The 18,918-nt window shown below is 73.0% G+C and carries 16 protein-coding genes; 9 read left to right on the top strand and 7 right to left on the bottom strand.

Translation table 11 applies throughout. The features are described from left to right. Nucleotides 1-3: 3 nt before the first annotated feature. The 8 genes from JOD95_RS02235 to csrA are packed head-to-tail and all read left to right on the top strand — an operon-like array spanning nt 4 to nt 6,958. Complete coding sequence (locus tag JOD95_RS02235) at nt 4-609, top strand: FliO/MopB family protein (RefSeq protein WP_209682710.1); 606 nt, start codon at nt 4-6, stop codon at nt 607-609. After that, the gene (gene fliP, locus JOD95_RS02230) at nt 606-1,430 is read left to right on the top strand and encodes a flagellar type III secretion system pore protein FliP (protein ID WP_209682708.1); all 825 of its coding nucleotides are present in this window, start codon (nt 606-608) and stop codon (nt 1,428-1,430) included. The genes JOD95_RS02235 and fliP overlap by 4 nt, the downstream gene beginning before the upstream one ends. Further along, on the top strand, nt 1,430-1,702 hold the full coding sequence (locus JOD95_RS02225; RefSeq protein ID WP_066654192.1) for a flagellar biosynthetic protein FliQ: 273 nt from the start codon (nt 1,430-1,432) through the stop codon (nt 1,700-1,702). The genes fliP and JOD95_RS02225 overlap by 1 nt, the downstream gene beginning before the upstream one ends. A gap of 2 nt (nt 1,703-1,704) precedes the next feature. After that, the gene (locus JOD95_RS02220) at nt 1,705-2,481 is read left to right on the top strand and encodes a flagellar biosynthetic protein FliR (RefSeq protein WP_307810345.1); all 777 of its coding nucleotides are present in this window, start codon (nt 1,705-1,707) and stop codon (nt 2,479-2,481) included. Between the two features lie 6 nt (nt 2,482-2,487). Next, nucleotides 2,488-3,678: a flagellar biosynthesis protein FlhB gene (locus JOD95_RS02215; RefSeq protein ID WP_209682707.1), complete on the top strand. Its 1,191-nt coding sequence runs from the start codon at nt 2,488-2,490 to the stop codon at nt 3,676-3,678. Beyond that, complete coding sequence (locus JOD95_RS02210) at nt 3,675-5,729, top strand: flagellar biosynthesis protein FlhA (RefSeq protein WP_209682704.1); 2,055 nt, start codon at nt 3,675-3,677, stop codon at nt 5,727-5,729. Before JOD95_RS02215 ends, JOD95_RS02210 begins: the two co-directional genes overlap by 4 nt. Then, the gene (locus JOD95_RS02205; RefSeq protein WP_209682701.1) at nt 5,704-6,678 is read left to right on the top strand and encodes a hypothetical protein; all 975 of its coding nucleotides are present in this window, start codon (nt 5,704-5,706) and stop codon (nt 6,676-6,678) included. Before JOD95_RS02210 ends, JOD95_RS02205 begins: the two co-directional genes overlap by 26 nt. 4 nt (nt 6,679-6,682) lie before the next feature. Next, nucleotides 6,683-6,958 (top strand): carbon storage regulator CsrA, encoded by a 276-nt coding sequence (csrA, locus tag JOD95_RS02200; protein WP_066654202.1) that lies wholly within the window; start codon nt 6,683-6,685, stop codon nt 6,956-6,958. 123 nt (nt 6,959-7,081) lie between these two features. On the opposite strand, the gene JOD95_RS02195 is transcribed toward csrA, so the two are convergent. The 3 genes from JOD95_RS02195 to JOD95_RS02185 form a co-directional block, all read right to left on the bottom strand. Next, the gene (locus JOD95_RS02195; protein ID WP_066654204.1) at nt 7,082-7,645 is read right to left on the bottom strand and encodes a hypothetical protein; all 564 of its coding nucleotides are present in this window, start codon (nt 7,643-7,645) and stop codon (nt 7,082-7,084) included. Further along, on the bottom strand, nt 7,642-8,220 hold the full coding sequence (locus JOD95_RS02190) for a DNA-binding protein (RefSeq protein ID WP_209682698.1): 579 nt from the start codon (nt 8,218-8,220) through the stop codon (nt 7,642-7,644). The genes JOD95_RS02195 and JOD95_RS02190 overlap by 4 nt, the downstream gene beginning before the upstream one ends. Nucleotides 8,221-8,304: 84 nt before the next feature. Further along, a complete protein-coding gene (locus JOD95_RS02185) occupies nt 8,305-10,404 on the bottom strand; it encodes an acyl-CoA dehydrogenase (protein ID WP_209682695.1) in 2,100 nt (699 codons plus the stop codon). A 208-nt stretch (nt 10,405-10,612) separates the two neighbouring features. Here JOD95_RS02185 and JOD95_RS02180 point away from each other — a divergent pair, with 208 nt between their 5' ends. Continuing rightward, the gene (locus JOD95_RS02180; RefSeq protein ID WP_209682692.1) at nt 10,613-12,076 is read left to right on the top strand and encodes a peptide MFS transporter; all 1,464 of its coding nucleotides are present in this window, start codon (nt 10,613-10,615) and stop codon (nt 12,074-12,076) included. A 182-nt stretch (nt 12,077-12,258) separates the two neighbouring features. Here JOD95_RS02180 and JOD95_RS02175 read toward each other — a convergent pair whose 3' ends face one another. The 4 genes from JOD95_RS02175 to JOD95_RS02160 all read right to left on the bottom strand — a co-directional run bounded on the left by JOD95_RS02175 (nt 12,259) and on the right by JOD95_RS02160 (nt 18,834). Then, a complete protein-coding gene (locus JOD95_RS02175) occupies nt 12,259-12,567 on the bottom strand; it encodes a hypothetical protein (RefSeq protein WP_245171077.1) in 309 nt (102 codons plus the stop codon). A 623-nt stretch (nt 12,568-13,190) separates the two neighbouring features. Further along, nucleotides 13,191-16,556, bottom strand: a complete 3,366-nt coding sequence (locus tag JOD95_RS02170; protein WP_209682689.1) for an ATP-binding protein — start codon at nt 16,554-16,556, stop codon at nt 13,191-13,193. After that, a complete protein-coding gene (locus JOD95_RS02165) occupies nt 16,553-17,323 on the bottom strand; it encodes a DUF4194 domain-containing protein (RefSeq protein ID WP_066654213.1) in 771 nt (256 codons plus the stop codon). Before JOD95_RS02165 ends, JOD95_RS02170 begins: the two co-directional genes overlap by 4 nt. Further along, nucleotides 17,320-18,834, bottom strand: a complete 1,515-nt coding sequence (locus JOD95_RS02160) for a DUF3375 family protein (protein ID WP_209682687.1) — start codon at nt 18,832-18,834, stop codon at nt 17,320-17,322. Before JOD95_RS02160 ends, JOD95_RS02165 begins: the two co-directional genes overlap by 4 nt. Between the last annotated feature and the right edge of the window lie 84 nt (nt 18,835-18,918).

The raw sequence follows: 18,918 nt of genomic DNA, 5'->3' as shown, positions 1-18,918 counted from the left end.
TCCGTGGACACCCTCTGGATGGCACTCCGGGTCGCCGTGTCGCTCGGCGTCGTGCTCGCGCTGATGTGGGTGCTGCACCGCCGTGCGACGAAGGGCGGTCTCGGAGCCGCGGTGAAGGCCCGGGGACGCCGGTCCGCCGCGGTCGAGGTCGTCGGTCGACAGGGCATCGGCGGCAAGGCGAGCGTCGTCGTCGTCGACGTCGAGGGGGAGCGTCTCGTGCTCGGCGTGTCCGAGCAGAGCGTCTCGCTGCTCCGGAGTGGTCCGACCCCCGCGCCGGAGCTCACCGTCGTCGCCGGGCCGGTCGCACTGCCGACCGCCCCGCGCGCCGTCGCGTCGGCACCCGAGCCCGCCGAGCCGACCTCCGCCGGGCCGACCACGGTGGCGGCCCCGTCCGCCGACGCGTTCCGTGCGGAACTCGAGCGACAGGACCACGCCGCCACGGGCCTCCCGGCCGACGCCGCGCCCGTGCTCCCGATGCGTCCCCGCGGTCCCGCGCGTCGTCCGGCCCGGACCGTCGTGCCGACCGCGCAGCAGCTCCAGGGCTCCGTGCTCTCCGCGGACACGTGGCGGCAGGCCGCCGCCGCGCTCCGAGGCCGGCGGGCCGGGTGACGGCCGCGCTCCGGACCGGCCGCACCGCCACCCTCGTCGTCCTGGGACTGGCGACGGTCGCCGGTCTCGTCCTCCTGACCACCACCGGCGCGCACGCCGTCGGCGTCACCGCGCCGACCGCGCCGGCGGCTCCGACGGCACCCGCGAGCGGTGACTTCAGCGTCAGCGTGAACGGGCCCGACGGTGCGCCGTCCTCGGCGATCGTCACGCTCCTCGGCATCACGCTGCTCAGCGTCGCGCCGGCCCTGCTGCTCATGATGACGTCGTTCACGAAGATCTTCGTGGTGCTCGCCATGACCCGGAACGCCCTCGGGCTGCAGGGGATCCCGCCGAACCAGGTCATCGCCGGGCTCGCGCTCTTCCTGTCCGTGTTCGTGATGGCCCCGGTGCTCGGGCACATCAACGACGACGCCCTGCAGCCCTACCTCGCCGGCCACATCGACTTCGCGAAGGCGGTCGAGGTGGGCACGAAGCCACTGCGGACGTTCATGCTGCACCAGACGCGCGAGGAGGACGTCGCGCTCATCACGCGCGCCGCCGGCCAGGCGAACCCGACGGACCTCGACGCCGTGCCCATGACGACCGTGATCCCGGCGTTCGTCATCTCGGAGCTGCGGAGCGCCTTCATCATCGGCTTCGTCATCTTCATCCCGTTCCTGGTCATCGACCTCGTCGTCTCCGCCGCGCTCATGTCGATGGGCATGATGATGCTGCCGCCGGTGATGATCTCGCTGCCCTTCAAGATCCTGCTGTTCGTCCTCGTCGACGGCTGGGGGCTCATCATCACGTCCCTCATCGAGAGCTACCAGGTGGTGCGCTGATGAACCAGCAGGCGGTCATCGACCTGACCCTCCAGGCACTCCTGGTGGCCGGCAAGCTCGCGGCCCCCGTGCTCGTGACCTCGCTCGTGGTCGGCTTCGCGATCTCGCTCTTCCAGTCGGTGACCCAGATCCAGGAGGTCACGCTCTCGTTCGTGCCGAAGGCGGTCGCCGTCGCGATCGCGCTGGTCGTCTGCGGCAACTGGATGATCGCCGAGATGGTCGCGTTCACCCACGTCGCGTTCGACATGATCCCGAAGCTGCTCGGGACGTAGCCGTGGACCTCGCCATCGACGCCGACCGGCTCGAAGCCACCATGCTCGCCGGGGTCCGGCTCGTCGCCTTCCTCGTGATCGCGCCGCCGTTCGCCTACAAGGCGTTCCCCGGCACGGTGAAGGTGATCCTCGGGCTCGGTCTGGCGATCGGTGTCGCACCGCGGGTCGGCCTCGGGTACACCGCACTCGACACCGGTGGGTTCCTGCTCGCCCTGCTCACCCAGCTGGTCGTCGGGCTCGGTCTCGGCTTCCTCGTGTACCTCGTGTTCGCCGCGGTGCAGTCCGCCGGCGGGCTGATCGACCTGTTCGGCGGCTTCACCCTCGCCCAGGCGTACGACCCGCAGTCCCAGGTCAACGGCGCGCAGTTCACCCGGCTGTTCCAGATGGCGTCGCTCGCGCTGCTCTTCGCCAGCGGTGGGTACCAGCTCATCGTCGCGGGGCTCGTGCGGTCGTTCGACGCGGTGCCGCTCGTCGCGGCCGACGGTTCGCCGGGCACCTTCGCCGTCGGCGGCTTCGCCTCGGTGCTCGTCGCGGCGGCCGGGCAGATGTTCCTCGCCGCACTGCAGATCGCGGGGCCGCTCGTCGTCGTCCTGTTCCTGGCCGACGTCGGCCTCGGGCTGCTCACCCGCGTCGCCCCGGCGCTCAACGCGTTCCAGATGGGCTTCCCGATCAAGATCGGGCTGACCGTCGTGTTCGCCGGTGCGCTCTTCATGGCGCTGCCGGCCGTCGTGTCGTCCCTGACCGGCGACGCCGTCGCCGCGATCACCGGGCGGGGGTGAGACGGCGTGTCCGACGGAGGGAGCGGCGAACGCTCCGAGAAGGCCACCCAGAAGCGGATGCAGGAGGTGCACCGCAAGGGGCAGCTCGGCCGCTCGCAGGACCTCGGCGCCTGGGTCGGCATCGCGACGGCCGCCCTGGTCATGCCCGCTGCGATCGGCAACGCCGCGGGTGCGGGGGAGCAGCAGCTCCACGCCGTGCAGCGCGTCATCGCGGACCCGACCGTCCCCGCGGTCCGGCAGGCACTGTCCGAGGCGCTCGGCTCCGTGGCCGGCACCGTCGGCCCGATGCTCGCCGTCGTCGCGGTCGCCGTCGCGGCGGTCTCCGTCGCGCAGGGCGGCGTGCACTTCCGGCGGATGGCCCCGCAGCCGGACCACTTCGACCCGGTCGCCGGGTTCAAGCGGGTCTTCGGCGTCCAGGCGCTCTGGAACGGCGTGAAGGCACTGCTGAAGACCGCCGTCGTCGGGCTCGTCCTGTGGTTCGCCGTGCAGTCGCTCGTCCCCGTCCTCATGACGAGCGGTTCGCTGCCGCTGTCGTCCGTGCTCGACGCGGCGAAGGAGGGCACCGGGACCCTGCTCCGTGCCGCCGTCGCCGCGGGTCTGGTGCTCGCCGCGGTCGACGTGCTGGTCGTCGTGCGCCGCAACCGCAAGCGCACGATGATGACCAAGCAGGAGGTCAAGGACGAGTCGAAGCGCACCGACGGCGACCCGCTCGTGAAGGGCCAGCGCCGGTCCCGACAGCTCGCGATGAGCCGGAACCGGATGATCGCAGCGGTCGGGGACGCCGACGTCGTCATGACCAACCCCACGCACTACGCGGTCGCGCTCCGCTACGAGCCCGGGAAGTCCGCACCCCGTGTCGTCGCGAAGGGTGCCGGGCCGGTCGCCGACGTCATCCGGTCGACCGCCGAGGAGTCGCGCGTGCCGATCGTCCGCGACGTCCCGCTCACCCGGGCGCTGCACGCGGCGTGCGAGCTCGGGCAGGAGGTCCCGGTCGACCTCTACACGCCGGTCGCCCGGGTGCTCTCGTTCGTCATGGCGCTGAAGGCCCGTGGCGCCGCCGCCGGGACGCACGCCGCGCCCACGCCGACCACGGCCGACGAGGTCGCGACCGTCCTCGACCCCACCACGCTCACCGGCGACGCCCGACCACGGCGCCTCCGCACCCGTCCGTCCACCACCGAAGGGGCACCCGCATGAACCGCAAGGACCTGCCCAAGCTCGCCGTCCCGGTCTTCATCGTCGGCATCGTCCTGCTGCTGATCCTGCCGGTGCCGTCGTTCCTGCTCGACGTGCTCATCATCCTGAACATCCTGCTGGCGCTGGTGATCCTGCTCACGACGCTGTTCGTGAAGAAGCCGCTCGACTTCTCGGTGTTCCCGTCGCTGCTCCTCGTCGCGACGCTGTTCCGCCTCGGCCTCAACGTCGCCTCGACGCGACTGGTGCTCGGCGAGGGCTTCGCGGGCGACGTCATCCAGGCCTTCGGGCACGTCGCGGTGTCCGGCTCGATCATCATCGGCGCCGTCGTCTTCCTCATCCTCGTCGTCATCCAGTTCGTCGTCGTGACGAAGGGTGCCGAGCGCGTCGCCGAGGTCGGCGCCCGCTTCACCCTCGACGCGATGCCCGGCAAGCAGATGGCGATCGACGCCGACCTGAACGCCGGACTCATCACCGATGCCGAGGCGAAGGAACGCCGTGCGGCAGTCTCCGCCGAGGCCGACTTCTACGGGGCGATGGACGGCGCGTCGAAGTTCGTCAAGGGCGACGCGATCGCCGGCATCCTGATCCTCGTCATCAACATGCTCGGTGGCGTCGCGATCGGCATGCTGCAGAACGGGCTCTCCGTCACCGACGCGCTGTCGAAGTACGGCATCCTGACCATCGGCGACGGCCTGGTCTCGCAGATCCCCGCACTGCTGATGGCCGTCTCGACCGGCATGATCGTGACCCGGTCGGGTGCGGAGACCGAGATCGGCGCGTCGGCGACGACGCAGCTGACGCAGTCGCGGAACGCGCTGGTGATCGCCGGGGTCGCCGCGATCGCGATGGGGTTCATCCCCGGCATGCCCGTCGTGCCGTTCCTGCTCATCGGCGCCGGGCTGCTGTTCGCCGGCTGGCGGCTCTCGCGGCAGGCGGCGCAGCAGGCGGCAGCGGCCGAGCAGCAGCAGGCGCTCGAGGCCGCGGCCCCCTCGGCGGACAGCCCGGAGGACCTGCTCGAGCAGATGCGTGTCCACGCCCTCGAGATCCTGCTCGCACCGGACCTGGTCGACATGGTGTCCGGGTCGTCCGACGACCTGCTCGGTCGCGTGCGTGCGCTCCGCCGGAAGATCGCCGTCGACATGGGCGTCGTCGTGCCGCCCGTCCGCACCCGGGACAGCATCGAGCTGCCCCCGTCGACCTACGCGATCCGCATCGCCGGGGTCGAGGCCGGTCGCGGGACCGCACCGTCCCGCAGCGTGCTCGCGCTCGGCGACCAGCTCGACGGGCTCCCGGGCACCACGACGGTCGAGCCGGTGTTCGGTCTGGCCGGCAAGTGGGTCCCCGCCGAGCTCCGGCACGCGGCCGAGATGACCGGCGCGACCGTCATCGACCGGGTCTCCGTGCTCGTCACGCACCTGCAGGCCGTGATCGGCGACAACGCGGCCCGGCTGCTCACCCGCGAGGACGTCAAGGTGCTCACCGAGGGCGTCAAGCAGGTGAACCCCGCGGCGGTCGAGGAGCTCGTGCCCGGCATGCTGTCCCTGGCCGAGGTGCAGCGCGTGCTCCAGGGCCTGCTCGCCGAGCGCGTGCCGATCAACGACCTCGGCCGCATCTGCGAGGCGCTGACGCTCCGCGCGAAGGTGTCGACCGACCCCGAGGGCCTGGTCGAGGCCGCCCGCGCCGCCCTCGGCCCCGCCCTGCCCGCCCGCCACGCCGAGGCCGGCACGCTCCGCGTCATCATGATCGACCCGCTGCTCGAGCAGTCGATGCTCGAGGGTCTCCGCCCGTCCGAGCAGGGCACCCAGATCGTGCTCGACGCCCACCGCATCGAGCAGGTCCTCGGGTCCCTGCGCGACGCCGTGCGCAGCGTCGAGGAGCAGGGCCTGTCCGCCGTGCTCGTCTGCGCCCCGCAGCTCCGACCGGCCGTGCACCGCATGGTGTCCGCGCAGGCGAACGGCCTGCCCGTGCTGTCCTACCAGGAGGCCACCGCCGCGGGCTCCACCATCGAGACCGTGGGAGTGGTCCGTGCCGCCGACCCGATCGCTGCGTAGCGGCCCGACGCTCGAGGCGGTCCGCGACGCCCTCCGCACCGAGTTCGGTGCGGGAGCCCGGATCGTCTCGGCCGAACGCGTGTCCACGCCCGGCATCGGTGGGCTCTTCCGCCGCACCCACGTCGAGGCCGTCGTCGAGGTGCCGGACCCGCTCGACCCGCCGACCGCCCGGGTTGCGATCGCCGACGGCCCGGCCACCCGCATCGGGATCGCCGCGCTCCTCGCCGACGCCGAGGCTGCCGAGGCCCGCATCGCCGCAGGCGACGGCACCGCGTCGACACGGGCGGACGCGTTCGCCTCGGTGCTCGACGGCTTCGCGGCCGACGGGATCGCCGCGGCCGCCCCGCGCCCCGGCCGCCCCGGGACGGACGTGGGTCGGGTCGACCCGGCCGCGCCGCGCCTCCAGGACGGCCCGTCGCCGGCCGTGCCGGGCACGGACGAGGACCACGGTCGGCCGGGAGGCCCGCTGCCGGTCGCGGGACCGGCTCCCGTCGTCCCGCTGGTCACCGCGGTGTCCGCCCCGGCGTCCGTCCGTCCGGTGCTGCCGGTCCCGGCCGTGCGGTCGGCCGACGGCGACCTCGTGCTGCTCGTCGGGCGTGCCACCGACGTCGACGCGGCGGCGGGGGTGTTCGCCGGACGGTACGCACTGCGCCCGACCGACGCCGCCGACCGGCGGGCGGGGATCCTCGCGCGCGCCGAGGGCGTGCGGAACGGCCACGCGCTGCTGGGCGTCTCCGCGTGGGACGACGCGACGACGATCGAGGGACTCGCCGCCGACCAGGTGTGGGTCGTGGTCGACGTCGGTCGGAAGACCGAGGACGCCCGGGCCGTCGTGGCCGCGGTCGCCGGGCGGGTACCCGTCGCGGGTGTGGTGGCCATCGGTGCGGGGGAGACCGCCACGCCGGAGTCCGTCCACCAGCTGGGCCTGCCGGTGGTGTCGCTAGGCTGACGGGGTGCTGGTACTCACGCGGAAGGTCGGCGAGCGGATCCTCGTCGGTGACGACGTCGTCATCACGGTCCTCGACAGCCGCGGCGACGGCGTCCGGATCGGCATCGACGCACCGCGCGGGGTGAAGATCCAGCGCGAGGAGGTCGTCCGCGCCGTGATCGAGGCGAACGCGGAGGCCGCTGCGGCGGCCGCTGCGTCCGGTGCCGAGGGCGCCGACGACGCCGAGGCGCGACTGCGCGCTGCGCTCGGCGACCGGGGACGGGCGTCGGACCAGGGCTGAGCGCCGCGGTGGCGTCCGGGCGGGCGGTGTCCGCCGGCTCGTGCGCAACGCTCGTGCGGCTCTGTGGCTGGGCGTCTGTGCGGCGGTGCGTCTGTGCGGCGGTGCGGCCGTGTGGCTGTGCGATCAGCCCGGCAGGCCGATCGCGGTCCAGGCGGCGAGTCCGGCCCAGCACGTGCTCGTGAGCGTCCCGACGATGAACCGCTCTCGCGCCTCGGCGGAGTCGAGCTCCGAGAAGCGACCGAGGCCCTTCACCGCGACGACCGCCGCGACGATCTCGAGCCGGCCCACCAGCACCGCGCCGATCACCGCGAACCGTTCGAGGAACCCGATCGCCGCCCCGCCCCGGAGCACCTCCGGGCGTCGACGCTCGACGGCGGGTTCGTCGGCGCGCGAGACCAGGATGCCGCCGTGCCGACCCCGCTCGACGCCCTCGCGCATGGCGAAGCCGAGCACGGTCCCCGTGACGGCACTCCCGGCGAGGACGCCGACGGCGACGACCGCGGTGGTGCCGAGCACGCGGAGCGCGGTCGTCGGTGCGGCGGGTGCCAGGTCGAGGAGCTCGGCGGCGAGGACGACCGCGACGACCACGACCGCCGGCACCGCGCGGGCGAGTGGCGGGACGCGGTGCACGGCGCTGAGCGCGGCCACCGCGAGCAGCACGACCGCACCGACCAGCCAGACCGTCATGCCGGGGTGTCCGCTTCGGTGAGGAGCCTCGCGAGTGCCGCGTGCACGGCGTCGTCGGAGCGCAGGTCGGCCGCGAGCCAGCGCTTCGCCACCGCCTGCGGGGTCACGCCGAGCAGCTCGGCGGCCTCGGTGCGCGAGTGGCCGGCGCGGAGGAGGTCCGCGAGCTCCCAGCCCTCCCGCGACCGGCGGCGACGGGCCCGGACGGTCTGGGCGACGAGGGGCTCGACGTCCGCGGTACCGAGCCGGCGACCCGGGGCGACCTCGAGGGCGAGGTGCTCGGGGACGTCCTTCGCGCGGTCGACCGCGGCGCGTGCCTGCACGAAGGCGTCGCCGCGCGCGGCCCGGGTCGAGCTCGGCACCGGTTCCTCGACGTCACCGATGCCGATGCCGATGCTCCAGCCGTCCGTCCGGGCGAGGGCGAACACCACGTCGAGCAGGGTCTCCGCGTCGTCGAGCAGGAACTGGAACTCGTCGCCGGCGGTCCGCTCCGGCGGGAGCACCACGTGCCCCGCGGACGCGGTCCGGACGACGTCGATGGCCTGCTCGACCCGGTCGTCGTCCGAACGACTGCCCACCTGGTCCACCGTCACCGCGTACATCGCACCTCCGCCGTCAACCCTACAAGGTTGATTCTTCCGATATCAACCCTGCAGGGTTGATCACGGACGCGGCTTCTTCTCCTGCTCCGGCAGCCGTCCCGCAGCGGCCTCGGCGGCGAACCACGCTGCCGCCTCCTCCTGCCGCGCGCGCTCCTCGCCCAGGGCGATCGGCGCGCGGACGAGCTCGGGGTCGTAGCCGAACGACTCGACGAGCTGCGGGACGACCGGGCGGAGCCGGGCCACGAGCCGGTCGACGTACGCCGACACCGCCCGGGCACGCTGCGCCGACAGGCGTCCGTGCACCAGGTGCCAGTCGAGGTGCTGCTCGACGAGCCCGAGGGCGAACAGGTCGCGGAGCCAGACGAGCACGCGGCGGGTGTCACCGGGCGCCACGGCCTCGATGGCATCGGTGAACGCATCCCACTGCATGAGCTCGGCGTGCGCCTTCGCGGCCTCGATGAGCTCGTGCTGCGAGCGGTTGAGGAGCTTCGCGGCCCGTGCCCGGTCCTTGCCGGCCGAGGCGAGGCGCACCCCGATCTCGGACACCATCGTGTCGACACGACCGGCCAGCAGCGCGCGCTGGGTGCGCGGGTCCTGCAGGTCCGTGACGCTCGCCGCGAGCGATCCCCGGTCGACGACCGTCTGCCCGAGTCGACGGATGCCGGACGCGTCGGCCAGCTTCGACGCTGCCTGCGCAGCGACGAACCGGGCGGTCGAGGCGGCGTCGCGCGGCGCCTTCGCGCGGAAGTCGGTGAGCAGGCGCTTGCCCACGAGCTGCAGCAGGATCGTGTTGTCACCCTCGAAGGTGACGTAGACGTCGAGGTCCGCGCGGAGGCTCGTCAGCCGGTTCTCGGCGAGGAACCCGGCGCCGCCGCAGGCCTCGCGGCACTCCTGCAGCGTGTCGAGCGCCGACCAGGTGGACATCGCCTTGAAGGCCGCCGCCTGCGTCTCGAGGTCCTCGCGGCGCTGCGGGGTGTCCTCGCGCCCGCTGAAGACGTCGTCGAAGGTCTGCAGCAGCTTCTCGTGTGCGAACGACTGGGCGAAGACGGTCGCGAGCCGGGGGATCAGTCGGCGCTGGTGACGGCCGTAGTCGAGCAGCACGCCCTCGTCGCCGCCGCCCGTCGGGAACTGCCGGCGTTCGGCGGCGTAGGTCAGCGCGATCTGCAGGCCGACCTTCTGCGCGACCACGGCGGCGCCGTCGAGCGAGACCCGACCCTGCACGAGGGTGCCGAGCATGGTGAAGAACCGTCGACCCGGCGACGCGATGGGGGAGGTGTACGTGCCGTCCTCGGCCACGTCGCCGTACCGGTTGAGCAGGTTCGTGCGGGGCACCCGGACGTGGTCGAACCAGAGCCGCCCGTTGTCGATGCCGTTCAGCCCGCCCTTGACGCCGTCGTCCTCGCCACCAACGCCGGGCAGGAACGCACCGTCGCCGTCGCGCAGCGGTACGTAGAACGCGTGCACACCGTGGTCGACGCCCTGCGTCACGAGCTTCGCGAACACGACGGCCGCCCGCCCGTGCAGCGCCGCGTTCCCGATGTAGTCCTTCCAGGCGCCCCGGAACGGCGTGTGCACGACGAACTCCTGCGTGTCCGGGTCGTAGGTCGCCGTCGTCGCGATGCTCTGCACGTCCGAGCCGTGCCCGGTCTCGGTCATCGCGAAGCAGCCGGGCACGTCGAAGCGGATGATCCCCGGCAGGAACTCGCGGTGGTTGCGCTCCGTGCCGAGGTGGTGCACCGCGGACCCGAACAGGCCCCACTGCACGCCGGCCTTGATCTGCAGGGACGGGTCCGCCGTCGTGAGCTCCTCGAACGCCGCGAGGTTCCCGCCGTGGTTCTCCTGGCCGCCGAACTCGGTCGGGTACGGACGCTGGATCGCACCGGCGTCGACGAGCACCCGGAGCTGCTCGAGGACGCGGGCCCGGTGCTCCGCGATCGGCTGCCCCTCGATCTTGTGCAGCCCGGGGTCGCGGGACAGGCGCCGTGAGATGCGCCGGTCCTCGGCCCAGCGGCCGAGCAGGAGCTCCCCGAGCAGCGTGGTGTCGATGCGGACGTCGGTGTCCGTCCCGCCCGTCGGCGTGCCGGCCGCCGGGTCGCCCGTGGCGTCGGCGTTCGGGGCCTCGGTCGTCGAGGTGGGGCGTGCGGGGGCGGTGTCGACCATGGGGAGCCTTCCTGAACTGCTCTGTCCGTGTTGCACTCCACACGTTAGGCACCTCGGCCGAGTGTTGCTCGAACGCCGTGCGGGCGCACAACGGCAGACCGCGGTGCCGGGCACGGGTGGTGGGAATCCTCCAAGGCCCGCCCGCGGAGGTTTGTACGCGCCCCGCTCCGATTCGGACGAGCGGGGTGCCCGGGGGCACAGTGGACGGATGTCTCGCACCACCCCACCCAGCGCTCCGGCGCAGCAACGCACCTTCTTCGGGCAGCCCTTCGAGCTGTCCACGCCCTTCGCGGTGGAGCTCTGGGAGCGGTTCTCGTTCTACGGCATGCAGGGCATCGTCCTGATCTACATGTACTACACCGTCACGCGCGGCGGCCTCGGCATCGACGAGGGCATCGCCAACGGGATCATGGGCGCGTACGGCGGCGCCGTGTACCTGTTCACGATCATCGGCGCCTGGGTGGCGGACCGGCTCATCGGCGCCGACCGCACCCTCTTCACCAGCGCGGTCGTCGTCATGCTCGGCCACATCGGGCTCGCGCTGATCCCGGGGGTCGCGGGCGTCGGGGTCGGCCTCGTGCTCATCGCCCTCGGCTCCGGCGGGCTCAAGGCCACCGCCACGACGATCGTCGGCGGGCTGTACAGCCGCGACGACCCTCGTCGCGACGCCGGGTTCTCGCTCTACTACCTCGGGGTGAACCTCGGGGCGTTCTTCGGTCCGCTGCTGACCGGGCTGCTGCAGTCCTCGCTCGGGTTCCACTACGGCTTCGGGCTCGCCGCGGTCGGCATGGCGGCCGGGCTCGTGCAGTACGGCATCCGCCGTCGGAAGCTCCCCGACTCGGTCCGGCACGTCACCAACCCGGTCGAGCGTCGCCGCCTGCCGCTCGTCGCCGTGCTCGTCGTCGTCGCGCTCGCGGTCGTCGTGGTCTCGGTGCTCACCGGACTGCTCACGGTGACGAACCTGCCGACGGTCGTCGTCGTGATCGTCATCGTGGCCACCATCGCGTACTTCGTGGTGATCCTGACCAGCGGGATCACCGCCGAGGAGCGTTCCCGGGTGTTCGCCTTCATCCCGCTCTTCATCGCGAGCGCCGTCTTCTGGTCGCTCTACCAGCAGCAGTTCACGGTCGTGACCCAGTACTCGGACCAGCGCCTCGACCGATCGCTCGGCGACTGGGTGATGCCCGTGTCGTGGGTCCAGTCGATCAACCCCGTGTTCATCATCGTGCTGTCCGGTGTCGCCGCCGCGATCTGGACGAAGCTCGGTGACCGCCAGCCCTCCACCCCGACGAAGTTCGCGCTCGGCACCGGGATCATGGGCATCGCGTTCCTGCTCTTCCTGCCGTTCTCGGGCACGGGCGAGAACGGCACGCCCCTGATCGCGCTCGTGGGCATCCTGCTCGTCTTCACGATCGCCGAGCTCCTGCTCTCCCCGGTCGGGCAGTCCGTCGCGACGAAGCTCGCGCCGCCGAAGTTCCAGACCCAGATGGTCGCGCTCTTCTTCCTCTCGGTGTCCCTCGGCACGGCGGCCACCGGGGTGCTCTCGCAGTACTACTCGCCGACGAACGAGGTCCCGTACTTCACCGTCCTCGGCCTGGTCGCCGTGGCGGTCGGGGTCGTGCTGCTCGTCTGCGCGAAGCCCGTCCTGCGCCTCATGCGCGGCATCCGCTAGCCCCGAGCCGCATCCGGTAGCCTGGACACGGCCACGACGGCCACCGCCACACCGGCCCCGCAACCCAAGGAGTCACCAATGCTCGAACTCATCGCAGGCGTCATCATCGGCATCGGCGTGCTCGGTGGCGTGGGCATGTGCATGGCCGTCGCCGCCATGCTGAAGAGCGGCAACGAGGAGTACTAGACCCCGTCCGCAGTGTCCGGCGTGACCGGCACCAACTGACGACCCAGGACGGTCGCGCGCTCGAACGGGCCGCGGCCGTCCTTCGTGTACGCGGGCTCGTCGAACGCGATGGTCCAGGTGCGCTGCGTCCCACCGAGCTGCACCCCTCCCGGAGCGACGATCACCCCGATCGGCTCGCCCTCCCACTGCTCGCCCCCGCGCTCGAGGTCGACCACCTGCACGAGGGCTCCGATGCCGAGGCCGCCGGGGTCGCCCGGGCGCGCTCCGTCGTCGGGGCGGGGGCTGCGAGTGCGACGTCCGAACACCCGGCCACCGTACCGCGCCCCGCACGGCGATCGGCGGACGCCGGTCCCGCACTCCGCCCCCCGCCTTCTGCCCTCCGCCCTCCGCCCTCCGCCCTCCGCTCGAGCGGGCAGGACACGCCGCCCGCAGGACGCCGAGCGGGCGGTACCTGTCGGCCGGCGGCCCAGACCGTGACAGATCCCGCCCGCTCGCGCCCGCTCGCACAGGCCGGCGGCGGGCCGGTGGCGGGCAGACGGCGGTGCGGCGGCGGTGCGGCGGGGTCGGCGCCGGCGGCGTCGGACGGGAGGCGCACGGCGGCGCCGCGCCGCGCCTCCCGTCCGACGAGTGGGCAGGACACGCCGCGCGCAGGCCGCCGAGCGGGCTTGATCCGTCGCCCGCCGGATTCGACTGTGACAGATCTCGCCCGCTCGCGGATGGAGCCCTGGTCACCGCCCCGACCCGCACCCGTCGTCGGCGCCCACCGCGGTCGCACGACGTGCCGTCCGCTCCCGCTCCGGTGGCAGGACCTGCCGTCGCGTCGGGAGGTGAGCGGCAGGTCGTGCGACCAGGACCTGCCTCCGAGTACCCGCCTGCCGCGCCGGCCGACCGGCCGCCGACCGGCCGCAGCGCCGCAGCGCCGCGGCGCCTACGCCCGGGCGATCTCCGTGACGGACGAGTGGCCCGTGTCGGGGTGCTTCCGCATCGACAGCAGGCGCTCCATCGACGGCTCGAGTGCGGTGACCTTGTCGAGCGGCGCGCTCACCACGAGCTGGAACCCGAGCCGGAGCCACGCCGTCACGGCACGCCCGGCGAACTCCGAGTCCGCCTTGATGAACGCCTCGTCGAGGAACACCGGCGCGAACCGGGGCCGCGGCCGGGTCTCGTCGCCGAGCTGGTAGCGCAGCGCCGCACCCACGATGAACGCCACCAGCTCCTGCGTCTCGCCACCCGACTTGTCCCCGAGCGAGGAGTACACGCCGAGGTCGTTGCCCTCGGGGTCGTACCGCACGGCCGTGATCTCCATGTGCCGGCGGACGTCGAGCACGGCGTCGCGCTGGGTCGTCCGTCCACGTGCTGCGGCCGGGTCGGGGCGGATGACCGCCATGAACCGACGCAGGCGTCGGAAGCGGGTCTCGAGCACTGCGTCGGTCAGCTCGGTGTCGACCGACGCCGACAGCGCGCGGAGCTCCCGTCGGAAGGCGGTGACGTCCTCGCGGGTGACCCGGCGGATCTGGATCTTCAGGCGGTCCCGGTTCGCACCGAACGGCAGCTCGCGCAGGATCTCGTTGACCGGTTCGAGCCGTTCCTCGATCTCGACGACCGCGCGGTCGAAGGCACCGGCGAGCGGGACGAGGTCCTCGCCGCTCCACTGCGACAGCCGCCGACGCCACTCGCTGCGGCGCGCGTGCAACCCGGTCGCGAGGATCTGGTCGAGGATCGCGTGGTAGTCCGGGTACGACGCGACACCGGTGCCGAGGTTCGGGTCGGGCCAGGCGTCCTGGTACCGCTGGAACGTCAGCGTGAGCGCGGTCGAGGCGGCCGCGGCGCCGTCGAGCGCCTGCGCGAGCCGTTCCTCGAGCCGGCGTCGCAGTCGGCGCGCGGCGTCGTCGAACCCGTCGATGCCGTCCGGGGCGCCGACCTCCTCGAACGTCTCGGCGAGCAGCCGGGACTGCTCGTCGTCCGGCAGCGACTCCGGGGTGTCCTCGAAGCGGGCGAGGATCTCGGCCGCGGCGTCCTGGCCGTCGACGAGCACCGCGTGGCGTTCCTCGAGCCGCGTGACGGAGAGCCGTGCACCGGCTCGACGGTCGGCGGCTTCGTCCAGGGCACGACGGAGCCGGGCGACCGACTCGCGCAGGGTCCGGAGCCCGTCGTCGGCCGCGAGCAGCGCCTGTCGCTCGGCGTCGAGCCGCGCCAGGGACTCGTCGAGCCCGGCGACGTCGATGCCGTCCCAGGTGGTGTCGACGACCTGCTGGTGTGCGGCGCGCAGGGCGTCGAGGGTCGCGATGTCCTGCGCGACGTCGGTGCGTCGGGCCTCGAGCGTCGCGAGGTCCTGCGCGATCGCGGCGAGCTCCCGCTCGACGGAGGCCATCCGGGCCTCGTTCGTGAAGCCGATGACGTTCGACTGGCGTCGGTCGCCGTGCGCGCCGCGACGGCCGTCCCGGAGTTGACCGGACGGGGTCACGCGGCGGCCGCCACCGCCGAGCTCCGCGGCGGAGTCGACGCACCGCGCGTCGATCCGGTCGGACTCGATGCGTTCGCGGACCCAGGTGCTGAACGGGGAGTCCTTGATGGTCAGCTTGCCGGAGACCATCGCCGGGTCGCCGTCGAGGTCGAGGTGCGGGCCGGTGGGCACGCCCTCGAACTGCACGCGGACCGGGAGCTGGAGCGCGTCGATCGCCTCGCTGAAGGACGACAGCTGGTCCTCGTCGACGAGCAGCGTGCGCGCGACGGGTGCCAGCACGGACTCGATGGCCGTCCGCCAGTGCTCCTCGGCCGGGAGCACGTCGAGCAGCTCGGCGACGAACGGCAGCGCGTCGGGGGAGATGCCGGCGGCCCGGGCCATCGCCAACCGCGCCTCGTGCATCGGCAGCGGCATCGCGCCCTGCCGGTGCTCGAGTGAGCGGCGCTCCTGGCGCAGGGTCCGCTCGCGGTCGAGGAGCGGGTACTCCTCGCGCGTCAGGGCGTCCCGACGGTCGTCGAGCTCGGCGCGTGCCGTCGCGTACGACCCGAGGAAGGCGTGCGACGCCGCCTGCGCCTCGGTGAACGTGCGCTCGGAGGTGAGCGTCAGCCCGAGCGCGGTGGTGCGCTCCTCGAAGGTCGCGCGCGCCCGGGCGACCGCGTCGCGCTCCCGGATCCGGCGGTCGATGCGGTCCTCGAGCTGTGCGAGGGCGTTGCCGCCCTGGTCACGGAGGCGTCCCTCCGCCTCGCGGAGCTCGACCTCGACGGCGGCGTGCCGGGCCTCGGTCGCAGCGACGTCGGCCCGGGCTGCGGTGCGCTCGCGTGCGTTGCGTTCGACCTCGGCGTCGAGCAGGGCACGCTTCCGCGATGCCGTCCAGTGCGCGAACGGCGAGACCTCGGCGCCGGTGGCGATGCCGTCCAGGGCGTCCGCCGCGGCCCTCGACCGGGCGATCTCGTCGTGCAGCTCGACGATGGGGGAGAGGATGCGGACCTTGCGCTCCTCGGTGTCCATCGCCTCGTACGCCTCGTCGAGCGCGGAGAAGTGCGCGAGGGCGCGGTCGGCCGCCTCGTACGTCCCCGGGGTCTCGAGCACGAGGGACTTGTAGAGCGCGTCGACCGTGGGCAGGTGCTGCCCGGCCTGGATCCGCGCGAGCAGGCGCATGGCCCGGTTGCCACCACCGGAGTCGCCGATCCCGAGCCGGGTCTGGAGCGTGTACGCGAGCTCCTGGTAGGTGTCCCGCACGACGAGCCCCGGCACACGTCCGGTCAGTTCGAGGTGGTGGAAGCGCGACGGCACGAAGTCCTCGAGCCGGCGGAGGTCGAACGTGTCGTCGACCGTCGCCATGGTCATCTGGATGTCGCCGACGCCCCGCGCCCGCTTCGGCACGAGGTACGCCCGCAGCACCGTGAAGCGCCGCTCGTCGTCGTTCCGGAAGGTCACGGCGACGGCGCCCCAGGTGGTCTGGTCGTCGCCGCGCAGGTTCACGTCGCGCAGGGCGCCCGTCTCCGGGTCTCGGCGCGTGTCCACCTTGCCGCGCAGGTACGTGAGCAGGTTCCGCTGGTCGGCGCTCCGCGCACGCCCGGTGGTCGCGTCGTTCGAGGCGCCGTTGAACGGCACGTCGGACGGCATCATGACGGCCAGGTAGGCGTCCATCAGGGTCGACTTGCCGGTGCCGGAGGCGCCCGAGATCAGCGTCGCGGTCCCGGACAGCTCGACCTGACGGTGGCCGTGGAAGCCGCCCCAGTTGACGACCTGCATCGACTCCGCCCGCCACTGCGCGACGGTGTCGAAGAGCGCCGGCAGGGCGCCGGTGTCGATCGCGGTGTCGGTCATGCGTCCGTCTCGCCTTCGTCGTCGGGGTCGGTCGGCTCGGCCGGGAGGCCCGTCACGGCTCCGTCGGTCGGCGCACCGCCGTCGGTGGTCGCGTCGCGCAGCCACCGGTCCAGTTCGCGGAGCTGCTCCAGGGGGAGCAGGACCTCGACGACACTGGCCACGCGGAAGCGGTCGGGATCGGTCGTGCGGATGAGGATGCGCGCGGTCACGAGTCGCTCGACGGCCTTCGCGACACGGGACTCGTCCCGGGTGCGGTCGGTGGTCGCCGGCAGGAAGCCGGACACGTGCCCGATGATCTCGGACCGGTCGACCACGACCTGGTCGAGGCCCGGCCGGGCGTCCGCGCGGAGGCGCATGCGCAGGTAGACGAGGACGATCGTCTCCTCACGCGTCCACGGCACGTCACGCAGCAGCGTCGGGAAGGCCCGGCGCTGGCTCTCGGACCGTGCCTGGCGCTTCCAGGCGACCTCGCGGTCGCGGTCGACGTGCAGTTCGAGGAAGAGGTCGTTCAGCCGCGACCGGAGCTGGTGCTCACCGTCGGTGATCGCGCGCCACTCGTCGGCGTGCGTCCGCGCGCTCACGTAGGTGTGGCGGAGCAGCGCGACCAGGGCGCGGCGCTGCGGCTCGTCGAGCCGGCCCTCGTCGCCCTCGAAGAGGGCGAAGCTCGACTCGTCGCGTTCCTCGTCCTCGTCGTGACGCTCGTCGAGGACGGGGTCGGAGCCCTCGGGGTCCGTCTCGTCGACGGGAGCCGTCGTGGTGTCGCTCACCGTGCCTCCAGGCCGTTGTCGTCGTCGTGCTGGTCGTCCGCCCCTGCGCCGGTCAGGGACGCCGAGGGCATGCGGAAGGTGACCGTCTCGCCGTCCGGTCGCACCGTGCGGTGCGGGACCAGGTGGGTGGCGGTCTCGAAGTCGTCGTTGCCGGTGAGCAGGTGCGCGAGGCCGAAGAGCTCGACCGGACGGCGCTGCTCGGGCGGCAGCGCGTGGAAGGCCGAGACGCTGTCCGGGGCGCTGCGGAGCGCGGCGCGGAGCTCGGCGAGCAGCGGTCCGCCGTGGCGGCGCAGCGACTCCACGTCGAGTTCCTCGAAGACGTCGTCGTCGGGCTCCTCGATCGGCGGTGGCACCGCCTCGTTGTCGGGGTCGTAGAAGCGCTCGCGCAGGGTGCCGACCTCGGCGGTCGCGGGGAGCAGTCCGAGCGGGACGCGGTCGCGGGCGGACCCCGAGTCGATCCACGCGGCGAGCCCGCGGTTCACCGAGCGGAGCACCGCGTCGAGCTCACGGTCGCGGACGACGTCGTGGGCCACGATCTGGTCGCGGAGCGTCGCGGTGAGCTGGCGTCGCTGAGCGAGCACGTCCTCGATGCCCTGGCGCAGGATGCTCACCGTGTTGCGGAACGCCCGGCGCTCGCCCGCCCCGAGGGACTCGGCGAAGGGGTGCGCGAGGATCGTCGCGATGTCGTCCCGGAGCCGGAGCAGCAGGGCGTCGTCGCGCAGCAGCTCGAACGCGCCCTCGAACGCCCGACCCTCGGGAGTCGCCTGCATGAGGTCGTCCGTCCGGGCCAGGTAGTCGTCGAGGATCTCGCCGATCGGACGGACCTCCTGCCGGAAGTCCTCGACGATCGAGCGGTGCATCGTCGCGACCGCCTCCTCGACGCGCTTGAAGTCGCTGGGCAGCTGCCGGATGAGGTCGGCCACGTTCGTGTAGCCGTCGTGCATCCGTGCGTCGTCGACCTCGGTGACCTCGCCGCGGGCGATCCGCTCGCGTTCGGCCTGCAGCTCCGCGATCTGGGCGTCGATGCGACGGACCTGCACGTCCGGGTCCGGCTCCGCGCTGGCCGCCCAGCGGTGCACGGCCTCGACGATCATCGCCAGGCGGCTCTCGCTGATGAGCGCCCGGTCGGCGCTCAGGGCGTCGACGAGGTTCAGTGCCTCGAGGGCGTGGCTCGTCAGCGAGTACTGCTCGTCGCCGTCGGGGGAGTTCGAGCGGACCAGCCACTGCGCCGCCACCCAGTCGCGACAGAGCGCGCGGCCGTTCGGGCGGGCGTCGGCCTCGTTCTCCCCGTGTTCGCTCGCGGGCACGCGGGCACCGGTGGACTGCAGGCGGGCGACGTGCTCCTCGACCTGCAGGTGCATGCGGTCGGCCGGGACGTACTGCACGTCACGGTCGAACACCGTGCGGAACACCGCGATGACGGCGGCGCTCGTCGGGCGGGACATCAGCCGGAGGGTCGGGCGGTCGAGCACCGCGCGCACGCGGGAGAACTCGAGGTCGACGTCGGTCATGGGTCCTTGCTCGCTGGTGTGTCGTGACGGTCCGGGCCGAGGAACGAGAAGAGCCCGACGCGTGTGCGCCGGGCTCTGCTCGGG

The sequence above is a fragment of the Curtobacterium sp. 1310 genome, assembly GCF_017834105.1.
Classification (GTDB): domain Bacteria; phylum Actinomycetota; class Actinomycetes; order Actinomycetales; family Microbacteriaceae; genus Curtobacterium.
The sequence above is the reverse complement of the archived record's forward strand: the minus strand, read 5'-3'. Positions and strand labels throughout refer to the sequence as shown.